We start from the raw sequence: 22,789 nt of genomic DNA on the forward strand, positions 1-22,789 counted from the left end.
GCAAGCTCGTTTAGCACTGACTGAAAAACAGGAAAATTTGAGGACGGGCTTTTCGCCGCAATCAGATTTTATCTTTTTTCCGAAGTCCTAACTTGCAAAGCTAGATCAAACGTAAAGCTAAATCACACATCACTGAAAAAACATTCCAACATCCTACAAAATATTCTGTCCAACTGCTCTTTCCACATTATCTTGAATTTCTTTCAAGCCAATGCCTTTTGTTCCATTATGACTAGGGATCAAAATAATTGCTGGTGTGACCTCACTTTTATAACGTTCGATTGTTTCAACTGCTAATTCAGAAGCATCTTCAGTGATAAAAATAACACCGAAATTATTTTTCGCCATTGATTCAATCGTCTCTCTCACTTGCTTTGGTGAAATGGCATAAATTACCTCAAAGCCAAAAATTTTGAATGGCATAACAGAATCTCTGTCGCCGATTACGCCTATATTATATGCCATCTGTTATCCGCATCCTTTCTCTTACGACTTCTGTAGGAAAGTTACTCCGTTTGCTCACTAAAATCAAACGCAAATTCTTCCACTCCACTTCCTTAGCATTTAAAAAGGCGAGGAGTGGCAATGGACCAAAAGCCATGATTTTAGCTTTATCATAAAGACTTGTCAAATAGTCATCTTTTACTTTTTCAAAAGCAACGAGGTCTAGTTTTTTCGTTTCTGCAGAAACGATTGGCGCTAATATGTCACCATAAGTCGTACCTAGAATAAAATCAGTAAAAGAAACGAGTGATTGTTCCGTATACTCTATAAATGTTGCTTTAGGAATACTTCCTGAACTAGACAAGACTGTTGATAAAAAGTTTTCATGCTGTCCTTGTATGATTCCTCTCGCCATTGTAGAAATATTCGTCAAATCAATAAATGCGGTAACTTCTGCCACAATATCTTTATCACCTAGTTTTTCAGCTAATTGTCGTTGGAATGTTAAAAAATTTCGATCATAAATGATATCGATTGCTTGCAGAGTAGAAGATTCTTGAAAATAATCTAACACTTCAAGTATGGCATTCATCAAGGCTTGTGGTAATTCATTTGAAACACGCGTCCGGATCGCACTTTTCAGTGTTTCTATCGAATAGTGCCCATCATCAATAAACAGATAATCCAAATCTTGATTTGTCAGCTCCGCTTTTGTCAAGACTTTCAAATTGTGAAACGTTGCCCTCGAAGTATAAATTGTAATCACTTCCGGCTCTGGAGCCATTTCATACAGCCATTCATATAGTTTGCCTTTTTCCTCTGAATAAACATATTCAAATCGCTCAGCAAAATCATCCGTCAGATATGTTCCGTAAACTGTATTTTTTAAAATATCTTTTAGTTCATCAGTGCTTTTTGCATTTAATAATTGTTCATACTGACTATTACTTAGAAGTTCAGTTTCTTTAAGACGAATCAAAGGATTGATTTGATTATATACAGTCTCTTTCATTATGATCCTCCCATCATATAAGGTGGAGCAAATCGTTTTATTGAAACAGCATCTCTGCTATTTTAAAACTTTCCATTTTTTTAATTTCTTGAATTAAGCTGGAAAACAAGAAATTATACTCGATACCCTCTTTTGCAACAATAAATCCCCCATCATTTGGAACTTCCCCTTTTTCCAGTATCAACGTTAAGACATCACTAGAATGTTCGAATACCCATTGCTCAGACAGTTTTCCTTTTGAAAACGCACCTAATTTTAAGAAAGCCTCGCCTTCTATTGGTAACTGGGCAATGATTTGTTCTGCAAATAGTTGAAATTCCTCTTCCGTCCAGTCATTCATCCGTTCAACAGATTCTTTAAAAAGCTGCTCTAGATACTCCTGTTTTTGATTCAAGGTTGCTTGCTTGATTTCCAATTGTTGACGATTTTCTTTTTGTTTATAAACTTTAGTTGTTTGTTCTTGATTTTTTTCGATCAGCTTACTTTCTTGTAAAAATAGTGCTTCTTCCTGTTCTTGATACTCTTGGTCGATCCGACTTATTTCACTTTTCTTCAGCTCCGAAACTTCTATTTGACCTTTTTCCAGAATTTGTTCGACGATTTTTTCGATTGCCTCCATTTTTTTCCTCCTGTTACTTCACATTTAGGACAAGTAAGAATGAGATAACAAACCCAAGAATGGCATACGTTTCAACCATGGCAGCGTAAATGATCCCTTTTGTTGCGTGTTCAGGCTTTTTCGCTAAAATTTGAATACCCGCTGCAGCCACCCTACCTTGTGCAATTCCAGAAAATAAACCAGCAAATGCGATGGGTAATGATGCCACAAAATAATCTAAACCTTGAACCATCGTCATATCATTGTTTAAATTGATAAAGATCAAAAAGGCAATAACGAACCCATATAACCCTTGCGTACCTGGCAGCAATTGTAAAATCAACGCTTGTCCAAATTTTTCAGGTTGTTCAGTTGTTAAGGCTGCCGCCGCTTCCCCTGTAAAACCAACACCTTTAGCCGAACCGATCCCTGCTAAAATTGTTGCCATAGCCATTCCTAATACTGCAAAAAGAATTCCACCATTGTTATTGATTAAGTAATCTATCATGTTATTATTCCTCCATTATTCTTTTACTTTTGATTTTTTTTCGATGTTCATATACTTTTCTTCTGTCTTCAGCGGCTTAAACGCTCGTCCGCCTCCTGTATAAAATTTCCCAAAAAACTCCACGTATTGCAAACGAGCGCCATGAACATATGCACTTAATAAACTTAAGAAAAGATTCAACGCATGTAACGCGATGATCAATAAAATCCCAACTGTAAATCGTGCAGCTGGTGGCATGAATGCGACTAACATATTAAATGCCGCAGCAATACTTCCGCCTGATATTCCCAAAGCCATCAATCGAGTATAACTGACCAAATCCCCAATATAGCCAGTTAAACCATATAACCCATAGAGTCCCTTTGCTAATCCTTTGACTTTTGATTTCGTTTGGATGACCGGCACAATCACGATTGATAAAGCGGAAATGACAGCCACAATGACTCCTGCTGTAATTAAACCATCATTACTGAATATCATCATACCTAAGACCACAATCAAAATCCCAATCAGTAAACCCTGCCAAGCAAAACTTTCACCGATACTATCCAAGTAACGTTTTCGCTTTGTCAATTCGATTCCATTCACCATTAAACCTGTCAGTAATTGAATAAACCCAAAAATTACAGATAAAATCAAAATTGTATTTACATCTTCAGTTGTTGATAAAATAGGAAACGGCAACTGGATACCAAATAATAATTTGGGTAATGCAGCGCCAAAAAATGACCCATAAATAAAGCCCCAAATAATCGTTGGAAATGATAATATTAGAAAGAAGTCCGCAAATCGTTTCATTCCTCGCGGTAAAACCATTAACTTCAACGCAAGTAATGCGCCTATCAACATTAACAAGCCATAACCAATATCTGCCACCATCATACCAAAAAATACCATATAAAACGGTGTCATGATCGGTGTAGGATCTATCTCATCATACTTTGGCAAGCTATACATTTCAGTGAGCATCTCAAAAGGTGCGACTAGGGAATTGTTCTTCAATTTCACTGGAATATCAGCCTGAATCTCATCAACTGATGGCTGATCAAAGGTAATATACACTTCATCTTTAGGTAATCCAGCCTCTAAAATTGCAGTCAATTCTCGTTTCTCATCAACGGGAATCCAGCCTTGCATAATGAAAAAGTAAGACGTATTCAGCAAATGTTTTTTTGCCTCTTCACGATGGATATACGCATACGTCATTTCTTCTGCTAAATATAATTCTTCTAAATGTTCTCGATAAGAAGATAACTCACTTTTTAATCGCTTCTCTTCCTCAACGAGTGCGAACAGGTCACCTTTATTCTGTTGATATGCCTCTTTAGGTAAAATATCGTATGGATAATCAAAAGGAGTAAAACTATATCTAGTTGCGATTTCATCTACATCGGATGATTGACTCTTTAGATAAACCAAACTGTAATAAACATGATTTTGACTATGGTATATCTCTTCCACATAAATTGATGAAATTGTTTTTAAGTCTGACAAAAAATCCGTCTGACTTGCTGAACTGATGGACCCTAGTAATATATTGGTACTTTCAAAATTATTGTTTTTCGGAACAATATCTAAATACTGCCAGCGAGATAACCATTTTTCTTTAGACAATAAGTCCTTTCTTGTAGTCTCAATTATTGTCAATCTATTTTTCAGTGATGCTATTTCCTTTAAATATCTGTTGATTTTTAACACATCAAAGTCTTTTTCCAAAGAACTTAATGTACGAACTTGTCTTTTTAATGGTTTCTTCTTAGAAGAGCTTTCAGAGAATCGTTCAATAAAAGTCAATGAATCTTGAATCTCAGTCAACATCGACTGGAACTGCTTCTTTTGAGTTTCATCTTCTTCTACCAGTGTTGTTGCAAAATGCTTTTTTACATAAGAGCTATCTACATTTGAATGAAAAAAATCTTTGATTTCGATTGCCTGCATCCCTTGGATTGCTTGAAGAATTTCTTCTTCTTTTTCAGCTGCAGCTATAATCGTCATTTTTTCCATTTTATTGACTGCCATAGATTTTTTTCACCCTTTCTATTACGTGATCAATGATTGATTCTTTGTTTTTTTCATACTTTTCTCTAAAGCTTTGATTTTGCACTTTCGCTTCACTTAGCAAAATATCTTTTTCTTTTTGAAGTTGTTTGTTTTTTTGCGTTTCTAACTCACAAAGTAACGTCTTGACTTTCTCTTGACTTTCTTCTTGTTTTTTCTTGAAATCCGCTGCTTTTTTTTGCTCATAAAGATCCATGTCGTCTTGAGTATTTTGTCTCATTTTTTCAACTCTGTCTTCTGCATCACGAATTCTATCTAGCGCTTCTAAAACCATTTTTTCACCCCTATCATTCGATTACTTATTCTTCAACCTTATTATTGAACGTATCCTTTTTTATTACAATCAAAAAGGGAATAACTTGTGCTTCTATTTACTAAAAACACAGCTTATTCCCTTATTTAATCGGAAAATAAAAAAAGGGCGTAAGTTCAAAAAACCATTCTTCTCACCCCTTGAAGAACCTGATCCTTGAAGCTTGCGCCCAACCATTTTTATTCATATGCCCTAATCTTAGCAAAAAAAAATGAAAATTACAACTGATTTTCGAGTAAACTTTATCTGACGAAAAAAAGAATCCCATCTTCTACATAAGATGGGAAAAGGAGTTTTACTCATGAGAGTAAATGAAAAAAAGTTTAATGTTAGGATAGATTTATATTACTACCCTATTTTTACTTTTACAAATGATATGCACTACTATTCTTCTTTTTACTCTTTAAAAAAAGAATGCCTCTAAATCATAAGAGGATCGGTTGATTCTTTCAACAATCGTCTCTTTCCAGACATCAGTAAACCAATCATATTGAATTTGATTGATGATACTTTTTTGCAACTCTGTAATCAGTGTTTCATTATTAATATCTTCTTCATAAAATGAACCTAACATAGCTAGCATTTTTGTATTATTATGTTGTTGAAATCGATAGATTCGTCCTTTTTCTATGTAATAAAACCAGTGATTGATAACAACTGCAAATCGCTCTTCTTTACTTTCTAGTAATGTGATAAACATCTTGGGTGTGATTTTCTTCATTCTATTTCTCCTTTGATCGCTCAGTTCAGTTTATCATATCAAACTATTATTCCCTAAACAATCCGTACTATACAATCAAATAACAAAAAAGAAAGACTAATCTTTATGTCCCAAATGATAGACTATTTGGTATAATAGACATAGCTAGCTATTATTACATTTGATTGGAGGATAACAAATGGCTCAACATTTGATCAAAGTAACTACAACTTTTCACAATACTTGGCTGATTGATTTGAAAAAAGATTCTTTCTCTAAAGAAAACAAGATTTTATTTGGGGATACACTCCGTCTTTCTATTTCTAAAAACGACTCTTATTATTTTTCAAAAGCCATTGCTTTAACCTATGATAAAGAAATTTTATCAAGAGAACAGCCCACTAAAAGTGAAATTGACTTTTTTCGATATATGGAGACCGTTCAAGAAAAAATGTTTTCAAAATCAATAGCAACTAAATATGCTATTGAACAATATATACTTCCCGTCAATAACAACGAAGAATAAAAAAATAACAGCCTCTGATTTACTTCATTCAACAGGAAAAGTAAATCAGAAGCTATTATTCGCACTTTTTTTGGTACGCACTTTTTACTTATACATTTTTAGTTATTTTAGTTAAATTGTTTGTTTACAAAATTGGTTTTTGATAACTTGAATACGAGGTAGCTAGATGCGTCTTAGGCTCCGCCTGTAACTACATATACAGAAATTACGCTTGCTACAACAGCAATTAATGAAATCATCAACACACCTCCACTCGTTTTTTTAGAAATCAACGTTTGCAAACAAATAATTCTCCTAAGGTAAAGAATAACAAACAAGTGAAAAAAAATAAAGCATGAAAATCAAAAAGTGCGAAATTGGCATAAAATTCAAATAAAATATCTACTTTTTTGTTAAAAATAAGAATTCTCCTTTCTTTTTATGCTATAATCGCATAAGAAGGGAGAGAAACTATTGAATATCAATGAAACATTGCGTTTTTTTAGACTTAAACTGAAGTTAACACAAAGAGAAATGATGTCTGAATATACTGACCCTTCCACCTATTCAAAAATAGAAAGTGGAAAACGGTTACTAAAGGTAACTGAATTAGAAGAGATACTAAATCAAACCTCTATTAATGTTGACGAATTTTTTAGTTTCACAACATTTGATAAGCGGCAACAAGATTTTAGAGAAACTTTTTATTATTGTGGTGCGCATTTAGAAAATAAGAGCACTAAACAAAAACTTCTTAACTATTATTTTTCATTAAAGAATAATAAAAAGAAGACATTAAGAGAATTATCAAATTATATTGCTATTAAAAATTTTTTCAATGCTCACTGGGAAGAAGTCGAACCTGTGACCTCAGAAGAGATAACTAATATTTTTGACGATTTACTAAATAAGTCTTTCTATCTTCAATATGACTATATTATCACCGCAAATTTAATTCGCTTTTTTAAAGCTAAACAAGCTGACTTACTTCTTGCGAGAATGTTTCCTATAAAATATGAAGAACAACGTGATTTTACTACTAAAAAGTTCGCTCATAATATTCTTATCAACCTTATTTCTATGCGTCTATACGCGAAGGATTACGAAAGCGCCGAAAAGTATATAAAGCTTGCTAAGAAACAAGATAAACTAAATGAAAATTACAGTTTTAAATTAAATCTTCAGTATTTAACAAATCTATTAAACTATATTCTTGAGGGAGAACCTGTATATATGGAACGAGTTTATGACTTCATACATTTATTAGAAAATACCGGCGATACCTTACAAGCAGAACAAGTAAAAAAAGAAGTAAAAATGCTAACACATGAACGAGACAGCGAGAAAATGTTAAATAATTATGTAGTAGGCTTACTAAAAGAATCGTAGCTTTAAAAAAGTTCAAAACCAGAATATCCCACCTTTTTCAAGGTGGGATAAGGAGTATTACTCGGATTGAGTAAAATGAAAATACTGTTAGGGTACATTTATAATACTACATCATGTTATTAATTTCAACCCTTTAGTTAATAAATATTTTTTATTTGTCATTTCTTAAAAATCATCACTCAAATTTTTCCGACTTTTTTCTAGACAAACTCACTATTCATTGGCTAGTGAGTTTGTTTAGATGTTTTAAAACATGTCAAATAGCAAACGTTCCCCACCTTAACTCTTCATTTCCCCTACTATTTTTCTTTCGAATATTTTATATAATTATTGCTTTTCTGTTAAAATAGAAAAAAACAATAAAGCAGGCGAATTCACTTGAATATAAACTATAATAAGACAACTATCATCATAATATTTGCTTTACTAGGCATTAGCATTCTATCTATTTTCCCTTATTTTTTTAATCACTATATTTTCAGCCAAGATGATCTCTTCTTTCATCGAACACGATTGGAAAGTTATACACAGGCAGTCAAACATTTTGATTTTTTCCCACGAGTCTTTCCAAATATGGGGTTAAATTTTGGTTATGGAGCGGACTTGTTTTATCCCTCAATTCTACTATTACCGTTTGCTGTTTTCAGGTTGGTAGGGATTGATTTCGTCCCCTCTTACTATCTGTATCAATTATCGGTCAGTTTATTTACAGCTGCTAGTTCTTATTATTTTCTATATTCTATTAAACATTCGAAAAAGCAAGCTCTATTATTCTCTTGCTTTTATACACTTTCCACCTATCGATTGATCGATCAATCAGTTCGAGCAGCTTTTGGTGAAACATTAGCTTTTGCTTTTTTGCCTTTATTTATACTTGGTGTTTACTCGATTTTTTATAGTGAGAAACATCGTTGGCAACTGCTAGGAGTAGGTATGAGTTTGTTGATTGCTAGCCACTTGATCACAGCTTTTTACTCATTTATCTTACTTTTACTTTTTATATTGATCCATTGGAAAAAATGTAAACAAGCCCAATTAAAAAGTCTGATTCAAGCTGGTTTGCTATCACTTGGTTTGTCCGCTTGGTTTTTATTTCCTTATCTTGAACAGATCAATTCCGTAAAATTTAACTTTAATAATACCACTTTATGGGCTAATGGCTTAAACTTTAGTTTAGGGAATTTGATTCTAAATAGTCTTGCTAACTTGAGCGCGCCTTTCACTGAATTAAAACCTAATATAGGACTTTTTCTTCTCGTTGCTATTCTAATCGCTATTTTTAATTATCGAAAACTAACACCTGTCAACAAACAACTTACATTAATCACACTATTCTTTATTCTACTAGCTACAAATATTTTTCCTTGGGGACTTTTTAAAGGATCCATTTTAGCGACGATCCAATTTCCTTGGCGATTATTATTATTTGCTTCATTTTTTGCTAGCCTACTTGCTACTAGTTTAAGTGAACAATTTCTTTTCCTTTCAAGAAAAAATGTGTATGTGTTGATTGCGTTATCTAGCTTTTTAGCGCTCAGTTTTAATATCAACAACCTCGTACAAAGCAACATCCAAAACAACATCACTGTGACTAATGAAAATTTTACTGATTTTTACGAATCAGAAATCGGACATGGTAAAGAATATTTAGTAAAAAATACCGATTTTAAAAAGTATTTTGCGTCTCCTGGTTTGATCATTGATGGAATTCCCGCTCTTGATTCGTCTCATCAATATATGAAAAAATACAATTTTAATTATTATTCTGCACAAATCAATGGGACTCAAGAAGTACAGTTTCCTAAGTTTTTTTACAAGGGGTATGAAGTTCAAGTCGATAAAAAAGTGATTCATAATTATAATAAAAATGGCTTAGTTACAGTGAAACTTAGATCAGGTGCCCATAATATTCGTGTTTCTTATAAAAAAACGGCTATTCAAAAACTTTCGGTTATTTTTTCAGTTTTAGTTGTTGGACTATTAATCGTATATAACTTGATAAAAAAAAGACAATAAGCAAATTATATTCACTTTTCTAAAATAATAGACAGTATCAATTTTCAACTCGTTGGTACTGTCTATTGTTTTACTAAGATCAACTCCTCCTCCCCTTTTAAATTCACTCTGACGCACATCTTTATTTGTGATATAATTAATTTATACATAACAAAAGTCATTTTCAAAAATGAGTATTTCACCTTATTGGTGTAATCCTTAAAAAGGAGGGAAATTAATGCTTTATCCATTAATTTTTATTTTGATTGGCATCTTTTTTCTATTTTTTTACAAAAAAAGGGAGAACGACTTTATAAATATATAGCTATAAGTTTTTTCATTGGTGCTGTACTTCTAACAATTTATTTTTATTGGATATTTTCTATACTATTTCATTGAACTCAAGTGTACATCGTTACTAATAGATTGAATTAAAAGCACTCATAATAGATTAATACCTAGTAAACCATAAAAATTTTGTACTACTTACTTAAAAAAAACAGTTATAAACACTTATTTGAATGTGTTTATAACTGTTTTTTTATTTCAATTATTTTTCGCATATCTATTAAAAATAGCATTTATTGAATATCGAAATACTTTCCCTATCCATAATTAATGCCTATTGCTTTAAAAATCGTTATAAGTGAAATATTAAAACTTTTTTTTTTATATAGTCTACGTTTTATAGATAAATCATTCCTTATTTGTTATAATAGGTTCAAAAGGAGATGTAATTATGACTAAAGATAAAAAATCAATTATAAATATTGAAACAATACCAAAAGAGTTGATTACCAATCTTTTAGGGCCCGCCACCGTTGGAATCGGACAAGGATTGGGTGGCGTTGTAAATTTTATCATGAATCCACTAAGAAAATTAAATGTCATTACAGAAAAAAATTATGAGGATTTTGTTGAGAAAATTAATAAGGAAACTGATAAAATTCCGGCAAATAACAGAGATTCTTCGAAACTTGGTATTGCATTAAAAATAATGGAAGATGCTAGATATCAATTGGATGAAGATGATATGAGAGATTATTTTTCAAGATTAGTTGCTGGAACAATAGATAATCGTAAAAATTCAAAAATCTCACCTCGCTTTTCAAGTATCTTATCTGAGCTTACAACTACAGATGCAAATTTATTAAAATTAATTTATAACAATAACTCAGCCCGAAGAGCTGCTTTAGCGAGGGTTAGAATCGTCAACAATAAAACAAAGGTATGGCGAGATATCGAAGGAAAGATAATTTTAACACCTAATAAAATTACTTATCAACCTACTTCATTCGAGACATTAGTTTCATTTGGTCTAATTAATTACAACGAAACTGAGGTTGCCTCTAGCAAAACATTTCGTGATGTCTATTCTTCCTTTCAGAGTTCTAACTATTATAAAAATCTAAAAAAAAGAGCAGCTGAAATTACAAAAAAATCAAACGCTTATCCTCCCGCTGAATCTTCTATTCAATACGCTAGAGGGAGTGTAAAATTGACACAAAGTGGCAGAGACTTTTGCTCACTAATTTTTCCTAGCGAGATCAACAATTAGTTTAATTCTTTCTCTGCAACCAAAGTTAATAAGAAATTGTGTTGCAGAGAAAGTGACTATACAGTTAACAAAGAAGTCAAAAACGACTTCACTATTCAGTTAAAAATACCCATTTATAAAAAGGGTTGATCGTTTTGAAATAAAAAACAGATTTTTTATACATTATCATCTTCTTCAATCTTTCGAACCACTTTGGCTGGACTTCCTACTACGACCACATTATCAGGAACATCCTTTGTTACTGTTGAATCCGCAGCAACAATCGAATTTTCTCCAACTGTAATACCAGGTAAAACAGTCACATTTGCCCCTAGCCATGCATTCTTCTTAATACAAATCGGCTCTACTTTAATGCCACGTCTTTTTTTAGGAGAAATCAAATGATTCACTGTAATTAGTCTAGATCCTGGGCCAATCAATACTTGATCTTCAATCGTAATTCCACCCAAATCAACAAACGTTACATTCTGATTGATAAAAATATCTTTTCCGAATGTGATGTGCTGGCCAAAATCGCTATAGAAAGGTTGTGAAATCGTTACTGATAAATCAATTTTTTGACCGGTAATTTTCTCTAAATATTGTAAGACCTCTTCATTAGAATAATATTGTGCGTTCATCGTCATCATCAATCGCTCATTATTTTGTTTAACCAAATGGATTTCTTTAAATAAAGATGAATCATTTAAAATCTCTTTTCTTACAATTTTCTGCAGTAAACTTATGTTTGACATTTTCTTTCCCTCCTAATTTATTCACTAAATTTTCACTATCCAAATTATACCTGAATCGTTTATACTTAACTAATACCAATAAAACATAGACAACTATTCTTTTTAGTTATAGGAAGGAATGCTAACATGGAACTTCGTGTATTAACTTACTTTTTAACTGTGGCAAGAGAAAAAACAATTAGTAAAGCTGCTGAAGTCTTACATCTATCTCAACCAACTCTTTCAAAACAATTAAAAGAATTAGAAGATGAGCTTGGTGTTACATTATTTATTAGGGGAAATCGATCCATCACATTAACAGATGATGGTATCTATCTCATGAATAGAGGGAAAGAAATCCTTTCTTTAGTTGAATCAACAACGACAAATCTTATTAAAAATGAAGTGATTAGTGGTCAAATATCGATTGGCGGAGGTGAAACACAGGCCTTCGAGTTTCTTGGAACTATTTTGCATGAACTAAGAGACAACTATCCAGAAATCGATATACATCTTTATAGTGGAAATGCGGATGATGTACTAGAAAAAATTGATAAAGGCCTTTTAGATTTTGGATTAGTTATTGATCCTGTAGAAAAACAAAAATACGAATATATTCGCCTGCCTTTAATTGATCATTGGGGAATTTTAGTCAATACCTCACATCCTCTTGCCAACAAAAAGACAGTCACCCCAAAAGACATTTACCATACTCCTCTCCTTATTTCAAGCCAATCATTAGTTGATAATCAACTCTCTGAATGGCTTGGTGGAAACATGGAACATTTGAATGTTATTGGTACGTATAATCTACTTTATAATGCTTCTATTTTAGCAAAAGAAGGTATTGCGAGTGTTTTATGTATTGAAGGTATTGTAAATACAGCGAATACAAATCTAACGTTTATCCCTTTTTCACCCTCGTTGATTGCAAATATCAGCATTGTTTGGAAAAAAAATCAAATTCTTTCAAGTGCTGCAAAAGAATTTTTGCGCCTACTGAAATGAGTCTTGTCTCCCTCGATTTATTATATTTTCAAACAGATAGCATCTACTGAATTTTGGATAAAAAACTAGACCTAAAAAACATAATCTCTAAGTATCTTCTTCATCACTACTCATTTCTTGTGCTATAATTTATTTATTACTAATTACTGAGGTGTTAAATGAAAACTTTTGGTATTTCAACAGGCAAAGCAGCACTATTATTTTTGCTTGGAATCTTTATCGATTTTTATTTAGACATTAAAGGCATTGAATTAATTTTTTATAATGATAACTGGCTCTATAAAGGGTATGGAAATACTGTGGGTATGTTGTTCGCTGGTTCTATCATCAGTATAATTGGGCTTTCTAGTAGGTTGAGAACTGATTCGATAACATTGACAAATAAAAATAAAATAGGCACTTTTATTTTTATTTTGTTTGCTTTGATTTTATTTTTCGTATCAGCTATAAACTTATTCAAATACTTCTTTACTTAAACCTTGGTAGGACTATTTTAACTCCTACAAGTTGTAGGGATTACTTTCATCCAGCATTCAATGCAAAAAAATAGACAGTAGAAATTAGTAAATGTTTAATAATAGCAAATGTAAAAAACCAGAAATCTTGTTAAATTAAGAATTCTGGTTGTGCTATTTAAATTCTGTTTTGTTTTAGTGACAGAACCGTTATTAAAAGTTACTTACCATCGATAATTTCTACTCGTTCTGCTAAAACCCATCCATTCATTCCATATGAAGAATATAACACTTGATAGGTCATGTGCTCTTTCCTTACTTCTTCTTCCAGCTCTTGTATTGAATCATACATTATCGGCCAGGCATAATTTTTTGTTTGATCTAGCAATTCTTTATTTTCTTTTAAAAAATTTTCTATCGGTCTTTCCTCTAAATCTAAAATTATGCTATATGGCATTTCATCCTTTTTGAAACAACGTATCCAGTTCATTTAGAACTCTTCTGGCTATTTTTCTCTATACCTTTGTTGATATAGCTCTCAACTTTTTTAACACCTTCGTTTATTCCCAAGGTAGTAAAATGAAATACTTCAGCGTTTAAGTAAATTACTAGTTTAGCGCTTGATCGTGAACTTCCTTTTGAGCTTCCTCTTGAACCTACACCATAACTCAATTCTGCCTTAACTCTACGTATTTTATTCATCTGAATTATAATTTCGTCACTACCAACCAAAATCCTTACACCCTTTGTGCATTTAGTTATTACAACTTCTTTCAAGAATAACCTTTCATAAATTATCTCAGACAAATATATTGCTCCTACAAAATAGATTGTTCCAAATAGAATTAGCAACACTTCACCATCAAGATTAACGCTAGTGTTACTAATTATCTCTATTCCAAATAGAAATACAAAGATAATTGTAAGAACTAACAAAATTCTTACTGACGTTTTTTTTAATTTTGAATTAGAATAGTTAAACTTTCCTTTCATTAAAACTTTTGCTTTTTTGTACACCCTTTCTATCTACCTTTCTATCCTTTTTGGGAACTAACCTAAAATTGTATGTTACTGTAAATTTCTGTCTCTACTGAACCAATATTTGGAGCAATTATATAATCATAAGGAAGTTTATCTAATGTTTTAGGTATTTCTGCTATAGGAATTATTTCAAGTCCACTAGATTTTAAAAAAATTAGAAATTTTAGTTTCCCTTTATATTGGTATATCCATTCAAGAATTTTTTTGTCCTTTCCTAAAATATAGCTGGAAAAAATATTCGGATTCCCAAATCTTTTATCATTCTCATTAGTTATATATTCTCCCATTGATAACGCTTGATCTTCTGTATACTCAATTAAAAATATTCCTAGCTCTTTTCTACCATTAAAGGCCTCTAGTCTATCTAAATGATTACCTACATTTTTTCTTATTGAAGAAAACAGATACTCATGAGAATGCTGCGGATAATGGAAAGAATGTTTAACAAACGGACGATCTGAACTAAGCTCTCTTTGAATTTTCATGCTTGCTTCATCAAATTTCTTTTTCTTTGCAATATGCTCCGCACCTTTTTTATTTTCTTTGGACGAAGTAACTGCAAAATGTTCTAAATATCCATTACTCATAACGAAATCAGGAAAATCATTTGATTGAGGATTAGGTTTGAGACGATCCAATATTTTCCTAATCTCATTTACTAATTTACAGTTTCTTGCATTAGCATCATTTTCCAAATGATAGTCAATTATACTTTTTACCTTTTCTAACGCTAATTCTTCTTTTTCATTTTGCTGTCTCTCATTTTCACTCATTATAGCTTCCTTTCTTATTGTTTTTGGATCTCATACATGCAGCTGCCTATCCTTTTGATTAGTATTTGATTCAAGTTAATGTAACTGGCTCAATAATTGATAGCTGTCTTACACCATTCAGTATCTTTAACGGGATTTTCCCATTACTCCGACCATGATTCTTATCCCAAGAGGCAGGTGAAATAAATAATTCTACAAGCTTATCATGTGGCACTATCATCCAATCTTCCAATGGTTTGTTATCATCTTTCGGGAAAGCCATATAAATGTCTTTACCAAAATATTTCCGTTCCACTGATATTCTTCCCTTTAACTGAATTTTTAGAACATGGTTTGTTTTACAGTGAACTGCTATAAAATCTGCACCTTGATCATCAACTGGCAACCAAGAACACATATAACCATAATCAACTAATACTGACGAAAGCTTCAGAAAATTTCTATGTTCTCTAAAGGTAGGTGACATTTCATTAAAATTTAGTTTTTCCACGACGACACCTCATTTCTATTAATTATTTAGCTTATCAATAAACTTATCCTTTTTGCTACAATTTTGTACCTTATAAATAGTAACTTATTTAGCTATTAAAATAAAAATGGAGTAAATCATAATAATGTCTAATATAGAACCACTTATAAAACATACCCATAATTTTTTGGACTTGATATGCATTTGTAATCCAGCAACTATTCCACTTAGTCCACCTGCACATAAATTTATAATGGCTAATTTTCTCAAACTAAATTTTGTCTTATAATTTGGATTAAACGTTGAAAATGTATACATCCAAACAAATAGATTCCAAAAAATTGGGATTAACGATAAAGTTAATGGACCTCTCATTTTTTATCTCCAATCTGATTAATAATAGTATTCATCCTTTTTAGGAATCACTTTTTTCTTTTTGCCAACAGTGCTAATGTTGTTACACCCACTGAAAAGGTTCCTAACAGGGCATACACAACATAATAGAACCAACTAACAGATAACAGTTTAATAAATACAAAAATCAATGCAAATACTACTATCCACGGTACAACCTTACTTAATACTTTCATTCAATTATCCTTTCTGATCCTTTTTGAAAATCCTATTTATCAAATTGCGAATCTGCAATTGCCCAAGAATTAAAATCATTTAAACTTGTACTTTTTTGTCTGACAACGCACACTCGTTACAAATATGTATATCTAAATCTATAGCGCTTAGATTAGATCTTGCAGCCAATGCTACATCACCTGGCAAATAACTTTTACCACATCTTGGACAAAGACACGTTGAGATATACGACTGCATTGTCTCGCACTCAAGCTCATAGGCTTTACTATACACCCCAATTTTCATTACAAATAAGTTTAGCTCCATTGCTCACCCTTCTTTCCTATCCTTTTTGGTAACATCTATTTGTAAGTTCTTTAATTCCTTCAAAAACATGTTAATATTCTCTCCATACTTAAATATTCGTGGACTTTCTGATATATTGTAACTTTTTACAATAAAAACAATATCATTAGTAAAATTATCAATTGCCCACATGAGTGAACTTATTAGAAGATCATAGTAATGGGGAGGTAGGTTCTGTGTAAAACCTGTAACGTTTATATTTTCTTCTAATCTTTGAGGGTGTACCCAATTAGATAATTCATCATAGTTTGCAAAATACTCTGTTCCTGTGTAATACTCATCGCTTAGCTCTTTTAATGATTTATCACTCGCCAATTCATACCAAATTTTAAATGGTGATTTGGCAAAGCTTTCTTTAATAGATAATTTGTATTCTTTTTTTAAATCACTTAATATTTCTCTATCTTTATCAGTAAATAAGTCTGCATTGTTACTATTTGAAACTCTTTCCCACTTTACACTATTTTCAAATCCTTTTTTATTAAAGTAAGACATAAGGAATCTCTCCTTTTCATCAGATTCCGAATACACTTTAAAGGCAATCTGCAATTCAAAGACAGTTCGCTGTAATGGAAGTACCCCGTCTATAATATTATTCTCTAAAAGAAAAAAGATAGTATTCAAGCGTAAATTTATATTGCCAACAATTAAAAATAGGAACTTATCGGTATCTTCTAACTCACCTGTTTTTTTTGTACCTAACTTTTCCAGGGTTTTCAGACGTCTATTTGTTTCTTCAAATATTTTTGTATAGCTAGGAAACTTTACTAACATAAGCAATGACTTCCTCCTTCAGTTATTTATCCTTTTTGGCGATCATTGATAATTTTTTCCCATCAATTTAATTTTGGACTTTTTTTTGATCACATAAAAAATACTCAAAACAATCCAATAACATATTGGTACTATTACCCAAGACATATATAAAAACAAGCCAAATCCAATCATAAATCCCTCTTCTTGTCGAGCAAATAAAAAAGAATAAATCACATGCCAATCCACTACATAACTAATCACTCCAGCTATCAATCCTGTCATATATAAATGAAGTTCAAACGTTAATTTCCACTTTATCTTATTGATTAAATGATACAAAATATAGTGAATTACTCCTATTTCTAAAAACACAAAAACAGGCATTAATAAGAATAACATTGCACAGCCTCCTTCAATTATCGTTTTTGATAAATATTTCTTTTAAATAGTTTACAGGTTTTGGAACCTCAAAAATTGAAGTTGCTAACATGAAAACTGTATGTATTCCGTGTTATTCGTAATGGACGAGTAGTCCTCACTATCTAAGTATTTCTTAAAATCTTTTTCTTTAAACTCAAACTCTACAATAAAGTCATCGATAGAATCATTTTTGCTTTCTACCATGTAGGTCATCACTTGAGCCATGCGCTGTAGTATCCAATACTTTCATTTTTATAGTCTTTTGTCTCTTTTTCCATGCTATTCTCCTACCTATAGTTTTAAAAAAAAAATTATTTGTCAAGTTAAACTAAAGAAGTTTTTACTTCCAACACCATACTTTACCAATAGATTCCATTGAATCTTCCTAATAATTGTAACAAAAAATAAAAGATAAAAAACAATACAAATAACCATTTAAAAAAATAACTTAATACTTGTTTATAAACTAATTTCTTATATTCCTTTGATGTAGTATCAATACTGTGTTTTTTCATAATACCGCTTGTTTTTCCAAGAATTGTTTTCTGAAATTCTGTTAATTTTAATCCACACCCACTTAGATATGTTATTAATTGCTGTACATCTGCATCGTTTTGATTGACTATCCCAACAGAGATAAACATATATATATAATCTTTTTCAACTTGTGTAATATTTGATGGTTTTTTTTTGTAATAAGTTCCCCATACATTAGGCTTCACTTTTAATTGTAGCGTATATGTAGTAGTTGATTTTACAGTAACAGAATCATAGGCGATTCCTAAAATATCATCTAAATCAACCTCTTTATTTTTCCTTAATCCATTATCAATAAATAGTTTTCTCTCTTTTTTATCAACCAAAAAATGATACTCTTTTCTCCATAGGACGAGTTGGGACAAAAGACCAAACAACAGAAAACTGATTGATAAAATAAATATCATATACATTCCCTTATTTCTATCAAAATCAAGTATAAATAATGCAAAGAAAAAAAGTACCACCGTTAAAAACATTAACAATGTCACAAAAGGTCTCTTTCTATAGCGTAACTTTAACTGTTGTCCCTCCACTTAGTCTGCTTCCTTTCTATCCAACGTAAATAAATTTATCTCTTCACCATCAACATCATCTGATTTTTTTATCATAAGTACCAATTCATCAGGAGATTTTCGATTGTATATAAGCATATAGCTATTTAGCGTATCTTGTTTATCGTAAAATGAATAAATTATGTCACCTTTATCAAAATTTTTTCGAGCAATGGATGACCTGTTCGACTTAGATCCGTAACTAATATGAATAGTTCTATTTCCATCCATTTTTATTTGATTAGGCTCTATGATGACCTCTTTAGGAATTGATTCAAACCCATAGTCAATTGAACTATCACTAATTACCCACGTTCCTTTCATTTTTGCTTGTAAAAAATTTGAACTAAGATACATAGCCCCAATAATGGAGAAGAATAAGGCAAAGAAAAATGCCCATTTTTTTTGCCAAGTACTCAAAAAGTCCTGGTTACTTTGTTCCATATACTGATTCTCCCTCTATTAGTTGACATACCCATTAATAAGTAATAGGAAACAGTCACTCCAAATATTCTAATAAAATCTGGTTGTTTCATTTGCTTACATGAAATGATTACCCACAGTCATCCTTTTTGGCAATCAATCAATATTAGTTTGTACTTAACTCTTGTAACTTTTGAGAAAATTTTTCTACATTATTACCATACTTAACAAGACGTGGGCTTTTTAACACTTTGAATTTCTTCGCTATATAAGCAATATCATCAACTAAATTCTTCACATCCCACATTAACGAACCAATTAGAAGTTCATAGTATTCTGCTCGTAGTTGCTGCCTAAAATTATCAGGCGTAAGATTTTCTTCTAATCGTTGTGGGTGTACCCAATTTGATAATTCATCATAGTTAGCAAAGTATTCTATTCCTGTGTAAAATTCATCGCTGATCTCTTTCAATGACTGATCACTTGCTATTTCGTACCAAACTTTAAAAGGCGATTTTTTTGTTTGCTCCCTAATAGATTCTTCATAGTCTTTTTTAAACTCTTTTATCACTTCTCGTTCTTCATCACTAAATAAATTTGAACCATCACCGTTCAATACTCTGTCCCATTTTATTGAACTCTCAAAACCTTTTTTGGTAAAATACGCTTTGAGAAACTTTTCTTTCTGATTGGAACTTGAATATACTTTGAAAGCTACTTGTAATTCAAATACTGTTCGTTGCAACGGTAATACGCCATCTGTAATACCATTTTCTAATAAATAAAAAATGGTATTTAGCCTTAAATTTATATTTCCTATCAATAGAAATAGAAAACTATCCTCATCTTCTAACTGTCCGGTCTTTTTTTCTCCCAATTTTTTTAATCCTACTAAACGCCTTTTTGTTTCTTCAAAAACTTCTTTGTAGCTAGGGAATATTCTCTCCATTATAGTTTTATTCCTCCTTGCTATAACTTTTAGATTTAATATATATAACTATTAATCCTTTTTGATAGATACTGTTGTATCAACATCTTCAATCATTTGTTCAATCGCTTCTTCTATATCCTCCGATTTAAAATAATCTGACATGTACAAGCCATGCAAAATCAGACCTAGTTCATTTAAATTTACTTCCATTAATACTCAACTTCCTTTCTGATGCTTTTTTAAATTGACATTACTGCAACAGTCATTTAATATTAAAATCAAGGTAGCTCTTTGTTCTACCTAAAACGAGAGTTTTCGATAATTTGCATAATTAATGATTCAATGAATATGAAATACTGGTATTACTGGAAGTTGTCCTAGTTTTGGGATAGCTTTTTTATTTTACCTAAAACGTCGTTTTAGGTAATCACTAGATTACTTGTTCAAGATAATCCCTCAGTTTAAAAGTTGAAATGAGCTTAGAATCTCTCTACCATTAACGTAGTTTTACCGAATATAGATTTAGTTATAAGTTTTGGTACTTTCTTCGTCTTTTTTCTCTGTAAAGAGACGCTTCACTTATTCCAGTTTTACGTGAGACATTTTTCGTGGTATCTTTCTTCAGCACTTCCATTGCTAGATCCAATTGATCCTTGCTGAATTTTTTTGGCCGTCCTTCTCGAAAATCAGGATTTAATCTAGCAATCGCTTTACCTTCTTGTGTACGTTCTACAATTATATCACGTTCAAATTCTGCAAATGCCGAAAAAATTGTAAATGTCAATCTTCCAGTTGGTGTGTTCTCGATTATACCCATATTTAAAATATGAACTTTGATTCCTCTTTTGAAAAGATTTTGAACAGTCTCTAGTCCTTGAACCGTTGATCGAGCGAAACGATCTAATTTTGTGACGACTAACGTGTCACCTTCAGATAATTCTTTAAGCAGCGTTTGAAATTCTTTTCGATCGATTTTTGTTCCTGTGAATTTTTCAGTGTAGATTTTTTCGCAACCGGCTTTTTTTAAAGCGACAATTTGAGATTCTAAATCTTGTCCCCAGGTACTCACTCTTGTATAGCCAAAAATCACAATTTTTGCCCCATTTCTCACCTTATTTATGATAGTAAGATATGACAGTCTTACAAGCCTTATTTTATTACACCACACAAGCACTATCAATACTTTTGAGTTTTGATAGCTAATCTAAAAAGAAAATGAGTAAAAATACCTTACTCATTAAAGTTTTATCAAATATAATGTTGTTGTGGATCCCATGCTAAAAAATCTACTCAATTGAAATATTACTTTTTTCCCTTTCAGAAAAAGAAACCAATTCTACTTCACCATGAATAATTCCTCCATCTGGTAAAATAACAACATTATCTGTGTCTTCAAGATCTGAAAATAGTTGTTCAATGATTTCTTCGTCATTTTCGGGTATATTTATCTCAGCACGGGTTTGTTTAACTGGTTTGTACTCTGCTGCACTAACTTCACTCATACCTCCAACACCCATTATTAAAATTGACAATAACAAAAAACACAGTTTCTTCATAAATTCCTCCTACTATTCATTCTGATAGATTTTATACAACTCTTCTTGATTTTTTTTCAAAAAATCTTTTAGCTCTCTATAAGTTATTGCATTGGGATCTGTATCAGGATTAATCTCAGCTACTTTATATTCTAATCCATCATTAGAGATTTTCTCTAACGTAGCATTTCCTTTCCCACTAATACTTCCTATAATTCCACCTCCACTAGGAGCAACAACCTTATCGGTATCATCAAGATCAGGAGAATAATTGTCTATTTGATCATCAGTCAAATAGCCAAATCTGGCATATAGTTCTTCAGTACTCATATTATTTAATGAAACTGTATGTGATTTTATATCTTGTTTATCATTTTCAATTTTAGGAACATGTATTTCTGAATAACTCGTGGTTGAAATTGAACCATTTTCAGCTTGAACATATTTATCACTTAAATTTAGTTTTTCTATGACAAAAAAAATACTTAAACAAGCACAAATTAATAATAGCGATTTTTTCATAATTTAACCTCCGTTACTTTTAGTAATATAATCATAATATGTTCACGTCACTTTGTAAACGTTTTTAGTTCGTTTTACCTTTTATAGCGTTCGGTAATAAAATAATTTACTTGATATATAGACGTACTGTTCGTACTGCAAGCGTTCCTCTGCCTGCTCTAACAACTTAAAGGAAAATCTAGTTTTTAGTTCTACAATTATATTAGCGCTTCCTGAAATTCCGAGAACATTAGCATCTGAAATTTCAGAGTACACATTTTCACAGCCTACTTCATTTAGCAACCATTCTTTCACTGGTTCATATAGATCTTTCTCTTTCATTTTTCACCTATGCCAAAAACCACTGTTTTTGGGAATCCCTTATTTAAGAGAATCTGACTCAATGTGCTTATTTCGTATCTGTATTTCAACAAAAAAAGAGTGCAATTATCTGCACTCTTCTTTAACTCAATTTTAACCAAAATAAATAGAATTTCTTGCTGTATAGTAGGCTCTACCATGAATATATATGCTCATGTTTCTCAACAAAAGAAAGATGAAACTGCAACACGTTTTGCTAATTATATGAGTAACTAAACTGAACCTACATCAATCTCTACATCAGAAAAACAAAAAGGCATTACAAACGTTGTTATT

At 31.5% G+C, this 22,789-nt stretch carries 30 protein-coding genes and 1 other annotated feature; of the genes, 6 read left to right on the forward strand and 24 right to left on the reverse strand.

From position 1 onward, the window contains the following. Nucleotides 1–153: 153 nt before the first annotated feature. The 7 genes from AC4BB5_RS10545 to AC4BB5_RS10575 form a co-directional block, all read right to left on the reverse strand. Nucleotides 154–465 carry a V-type ATP synthase subunit F gene (locus tag AC4BB5_RS10545; RefSeq protein ID WP_490456111.1) on the reverse strand — a complete coding sequence of 104 codons (312 nt, stop codon included), beginning with the start codon at nt 463–465 and terminating at the stop codon, nt 154–156. After that, nucleotides 455–1,456, reverse strand: coding sequence for a V-type ATPase subunit (locus AC4BB5_RS10550; protein ID WP_490456112.1), 1,002 nt, complete (start codon nt 1,454–1,456; stop codon nt 455–457). The genes AC4BB5_RS10545 and AC4BB5_RS10550 overlap by 11 nt, the downstream gene beginning before the upstream one ends. Before the next feature lie 37 nt (nt 1,457–1,493). Then, entirely contained in the window at nt 1,494–2,075 is a 582-nt protein-coding gene (locus tag AC4BB5_RS10555; RefSeq protein ID WP_490456113.1) for a hypothetical protein, read from the reverse strand. A 13-nt stretch (nt 2,076–2,088) separates the two neighbouring features. Further along, nucleotides 2,089–2,562 carry a V-type ATP synthase subunit K gene (locus AC4BB5_RS10560; protein ID WP_010760283.1) on the reverse strand — a complete coding sequence of 158 codons (474 nt, stop codon included), beginning with the start codon at nt 2,560–2,562 and terminating at the stop codon, nt 2,089–2,091. A 15-nt stretch (nt 2,563–2,577) separates the two neighbouring features. Then, on the reverse strand, nt 2,578–4,581 hold the full coding sequence (locus AC4BB5_RS10565; RefSeq protein ID WP_490456114.1) for a V-type ATP synthase subunit I: 2,004 nt from the start codon (nt 4,579–4,581) through the stop codon (nt 2,578–2,580). Continuing rightward, a complete protein-coding gene (locus AC4BB5_RS10570) occupies nt 4,568–4,894 on the reverse strand; it encodes a hypothetical protein (RefSeq protein ID WP_490456115.1) in 327 nt (108 codons plus the stop codon). Before AC4BB5_RS10570 ends, AC4BB5_RS10565 begins: the two co-directional genes overlap by 14 nt. A gap of 166 nt (nt 4,895–5,060) precedes the next feature. Continuing rightward, nucleotides 5,061–5,108, reverse strand: a sequence feature (sodium ion sensor (DUF1646 type); this cis-regulatory element may regulate processes involved in with the transportation of sodium ions). A gap of 228 nt (nt 5,109–5,336) precedes the next feature. Further along, nucleotides 5,337–5,654 carry a hypothetical protein gene (locus AC4BB5_RS10575; protein WP_490456116.1) on the reverse strand — a complete coding sequence of 106 codons (318 nt, stop codon included), beginning with the start codon at nt 5,652–5,654 and terminating at the stop codon, nt 5,337–5,339. A gap of 178 nt (nt 5,655–5,832) precedes the next feature. On the opposite strand from AC4BB5_RS10575, the gene AC4BB5_RS10580 reads away from it, so the two are divergent. The 4 genes from AC4BB5_RS10580 (at nt 5,833) to AC4BB5_RS10595 (ending at nt 11,080) form a co-directional block, all read left to right on the forward strand. Beyond that, on the forward strand, nt 5,833–6,159 hold the full coding sequence (locus AC4BB5_RS10580; protein WP_490456117.1) for a hypothetical protein: 327 nt from the start codon (nt 5,833–5,835) through the stop codon (nt 6,157–6,159). A 453-nt stretch (nt 6,160–6,612) separates the two neighbouring features. Further along, nucleotides 6,613–7,527, forward strand: a complete 915-nt coding sequence (locus AC4BB5_RS10585) for a helix-turn-helix domain-containing protein (protein ID WP_490456118.1) — start codon at nt 6,613–6,615, stop codon at nt 7,525–7,527. A gap of 378 nt (nt 7,528–7,905) precedes the next feature. Beyond that, nucleotides 7,906–9,543 (forward strand): hypothetical protein, encoded by a 1,638-nt coding sequence (locus AC4BB5_RS10590; RefSeq protein WP_490456119.1) that lies wholly within the window; start codon nt 7,906–7,908, stop codon nt 9,541–9,543. Between the two features lie 718 nt (nt 9,544–10,261). Further along, the gene (locus tag AC4BB5_RS10595) at nt 10,262–11,080 is read left to right on the forward strand and encodes a DUF4393 domain-containing protein (RefSeq protein WP_490456120.1); all 819 of its coding nucleotides are present in this window, start codon (nt 10,262–10,264) and stop codon (nt 11,078–11,080) included. A gap of 155 nt (nt 11,081–11,235) precedes the next feature. Here the strand turns inward: AC4BB5_RS10595 and AC4BB5_RS10600 are convergent, their stop codons facing one another. Continuing rightward, nucleotides 11,236–11,814 (reverse strand): DapH/DapD/GlmU-related protein, encoded by a 579-nt coding sequence (locus tag AC4BB5_RS10600; RefSeq protein ID WP_490456121.1) that lies wholly within the window; start codon nt 11,812–11,814, stop codon nt 11,236–11,238. Nucleotides 11,815–11,940: 126 nt separating this feature from the next. Here AC4BB5_RS10600 and AC4BB5_RS10605 point away from each other — a divergent pair, with 126 nt between their 5' ends. Next, the gene (locus AC4BB5_RS10605) at nt 11,941–12,801 is read left to right on the forward strand and encodes a LysR family transcriptional regulator (RefSeq protein WP_490456122.1); all 861 of its coding nucleotides are present in this window, start codon (nt 11,941–11,943) and stop codon (nt 12,799–12,801) included. A gap of 158 nt (nt 12,802–12,959) precedes the next feature. Beyond that, complete coding sequence (locus AC4BB5_RS10610) at nt 12,960–13,277, forward strand: hypothetical protein (protein WP_490456123.1); 318 nt, start codon at nt 12,960–12,962, stop codon at nt 13,275–13,277. A gap of 199 nt (nt 13,278–13,476) precedes the next feature. On the opposite strand, the gene AC4BB5_RS10615 is transcribed toward AC4BB5_RS10610, so the two are convergent. The 16 genes from AC4BB5_RS10615 to AC4BB5_RS10690 form a co-directional block, all read right to left on the reverse strand. Further along, entirely contained in the window at nt 13,477–13,746 is a 270-nt protein-coding gene (locus AC4BB5_RS10615) for a hypothetical protein (protein ID WP_490456124.1), read from the reverse strand. Then, entirely contained in the window at nt 13,743–14,273 is a 531-nt protein-coding gene (locus tag AC4BB5_RS10620) for a hypothetical protein (protein ID WP_490456125.1), read from the reverse strand. Before AC4BB5_RS10620 ends, AC4BB5_RS10615 begins: the two co-directional genes overlap by 4 nt. A gap of 38 nt (nt 14,274–14,311) precedes the next feature. Beyond that, the gene (locus AC4BB5_RS10625; protein WP_490456126.1) at nt 14,312–15,070 is read right to left on the reverse strand and encodes a hypothetical protein; all 759 of its coding nucleotides are present in this window, start codon (nt 15,068–15,070) and stop codon (nt 14,312–14,314) included. Between the two features lie 70 nt (nt 15,071–15,140). Beyond that, nucleotides 15,141–15,560, reverse strand: a complete 420-nt coding sequence (locus tag AC4BB5_RS10630; protein ID WP_490456127.1) for a hypothetical protein — start codon at nt 15,558–15,560, stop codon at nt 15,141–15,143. 84 nt (nt 15,561–15,644) lie between these two features. Further along, on the reverse strand, nt 15,645–15,914 hold the full coding sequence (locus tag AC4BB5_RS10635) for a hypothetical protein (protein ID WP_490456128.1): 270 nt from the start codon (nt 15,912–15,914) through the stop codon (nt 15,645–15,647). Nucleotides 15,915–15,961: 47 nt separating this feature from the next. After that, on the reverse strand, nt 15,962–16,129 hold the full coding sequence (locus AC4BB5_RS10640) for a hypothetical protein (protein WP_490456129.1): 168 nt from the start codon (nt 16,127–16,129) through the stop codon (nt 15,962–15,964). 310 nt (nt 16,130–16,439) lie between these two features. Next, a complete protein-coding gene (locus AC4BB5_RS10645; protein ID WP_490456130.1) occupies nt 16,440–17,249 on the reverse strand; it encodes a DUF5677 domain-containing protein in 810 nt (269 codons plus the stop codon). A 42-nt stretch (nt 17,250–17,291) separates the two neighbouring features. Beyond that, nucleotides 17,292–17,630: a hypothetical protein gene (locus AC4BB5_RS10650; protein WP_490456131.1), complete on the reverse strand. Its 339-nt coding sequence runs from the start codon at nt 17,628–17,630 to the stop codon at nt 17,292–17,294. 380 nt (nt 17,631–18,010) lie between these two features. Further along, entirely contained in the window at nt 18,011–18,724 is a 714-nt protein-coding gene (locus tag AC4BB5_RS10655; RefSeq protein WP_490456132.1) for a hypothetical protein, read from the reverse strand. After that, entirely contained in the window at nt 18,725–19,186 is a 462-nt protein-coding gene (locus tag AC4BB5_RS10660) for a hypothetical protein (RefSeq protein WP_490456133.1), read from the reverse strand. It lies immediately after the preceding gene. Nucleotides 19,187–19,331: 145 nt separating this feature from the next. Continuing rightward, on the reverse strand, nt 19,332–20,114 hold the full coding sequence (locus AC4BB5_RS10665) for a DUF5677 domain-containing protein (RefSeq protein ID WP_490456134.1): 783 nt from the start codon (nt 20,112–20,114) through the stop codon (nt 19,332–19,334). Nucleotides 20,115–20,165: 51 nt separating this feature from the next. Next, nucleotides 20,166–20,306, reverse strand: coding sequence for a hypothetical protein (locus AC4BB5_RS10670; RefSeq protein ID WP_490456135.1), 141 nt, complete (start codon nt 20,304–20,306; stop codon nt 20,166–20,168). A gap of 316 nt (nt 20,307–20,622) precedes the next feature. After that, nucleotides 20,623–21,186, reverse strand: a complete 564-nt coding sequence (locus tag AC4BB5_RS10675) for a recombinase family protein (RefSeq protein ID WP_490456136.1) — start codon at nt 21,184–21,186, stop codon at nt 20,623–20,625. A 196-nt stretch (nt 21,187–21,382) separates the two neighbouring features. Next, nucleotides 21,383–21,652, reverse strand: a complete 270-nt coding sequence (locus AC4BB5_RS10680; protein ID WP_490456137.1) for a hypothetical protein — start codon at nt 21,650–21,652, stop codon at nt 21,383–21,385. 12 nt (nt 21,653–21,664) lie between these two features. Next, nucleotides 21,665–22,153 carry a hypothetical protein gene (locus AC4BB5_RS10685; protein WP_490456138.1) on the reverse strand — a complete coding sequence of 163 codons (489 nt, stop codon included), beginning with the start codon at nt 22,151–22,153 and terminating at the stop codon, nt 21,665–21,667. Nucleotides 22,154–22,234: 81 nt separating this feature from the next. Beyond that, nucleotides 22,235–22,474, reverse strand: coding sequence for a hypothetical protein (locus AC4BB5_RS10690; RefSeq protein WP_490456139.1), 240 nt, complete (start codon nt 22,472–22,474; stop codon nt 22,235–22,237). Between the last annotated feature and the right edge of the window lie 315 nt (nt 22,475–22,789).

Source organism: Enterococcus sp. AMC1252 (assembly GCF_058216515.1).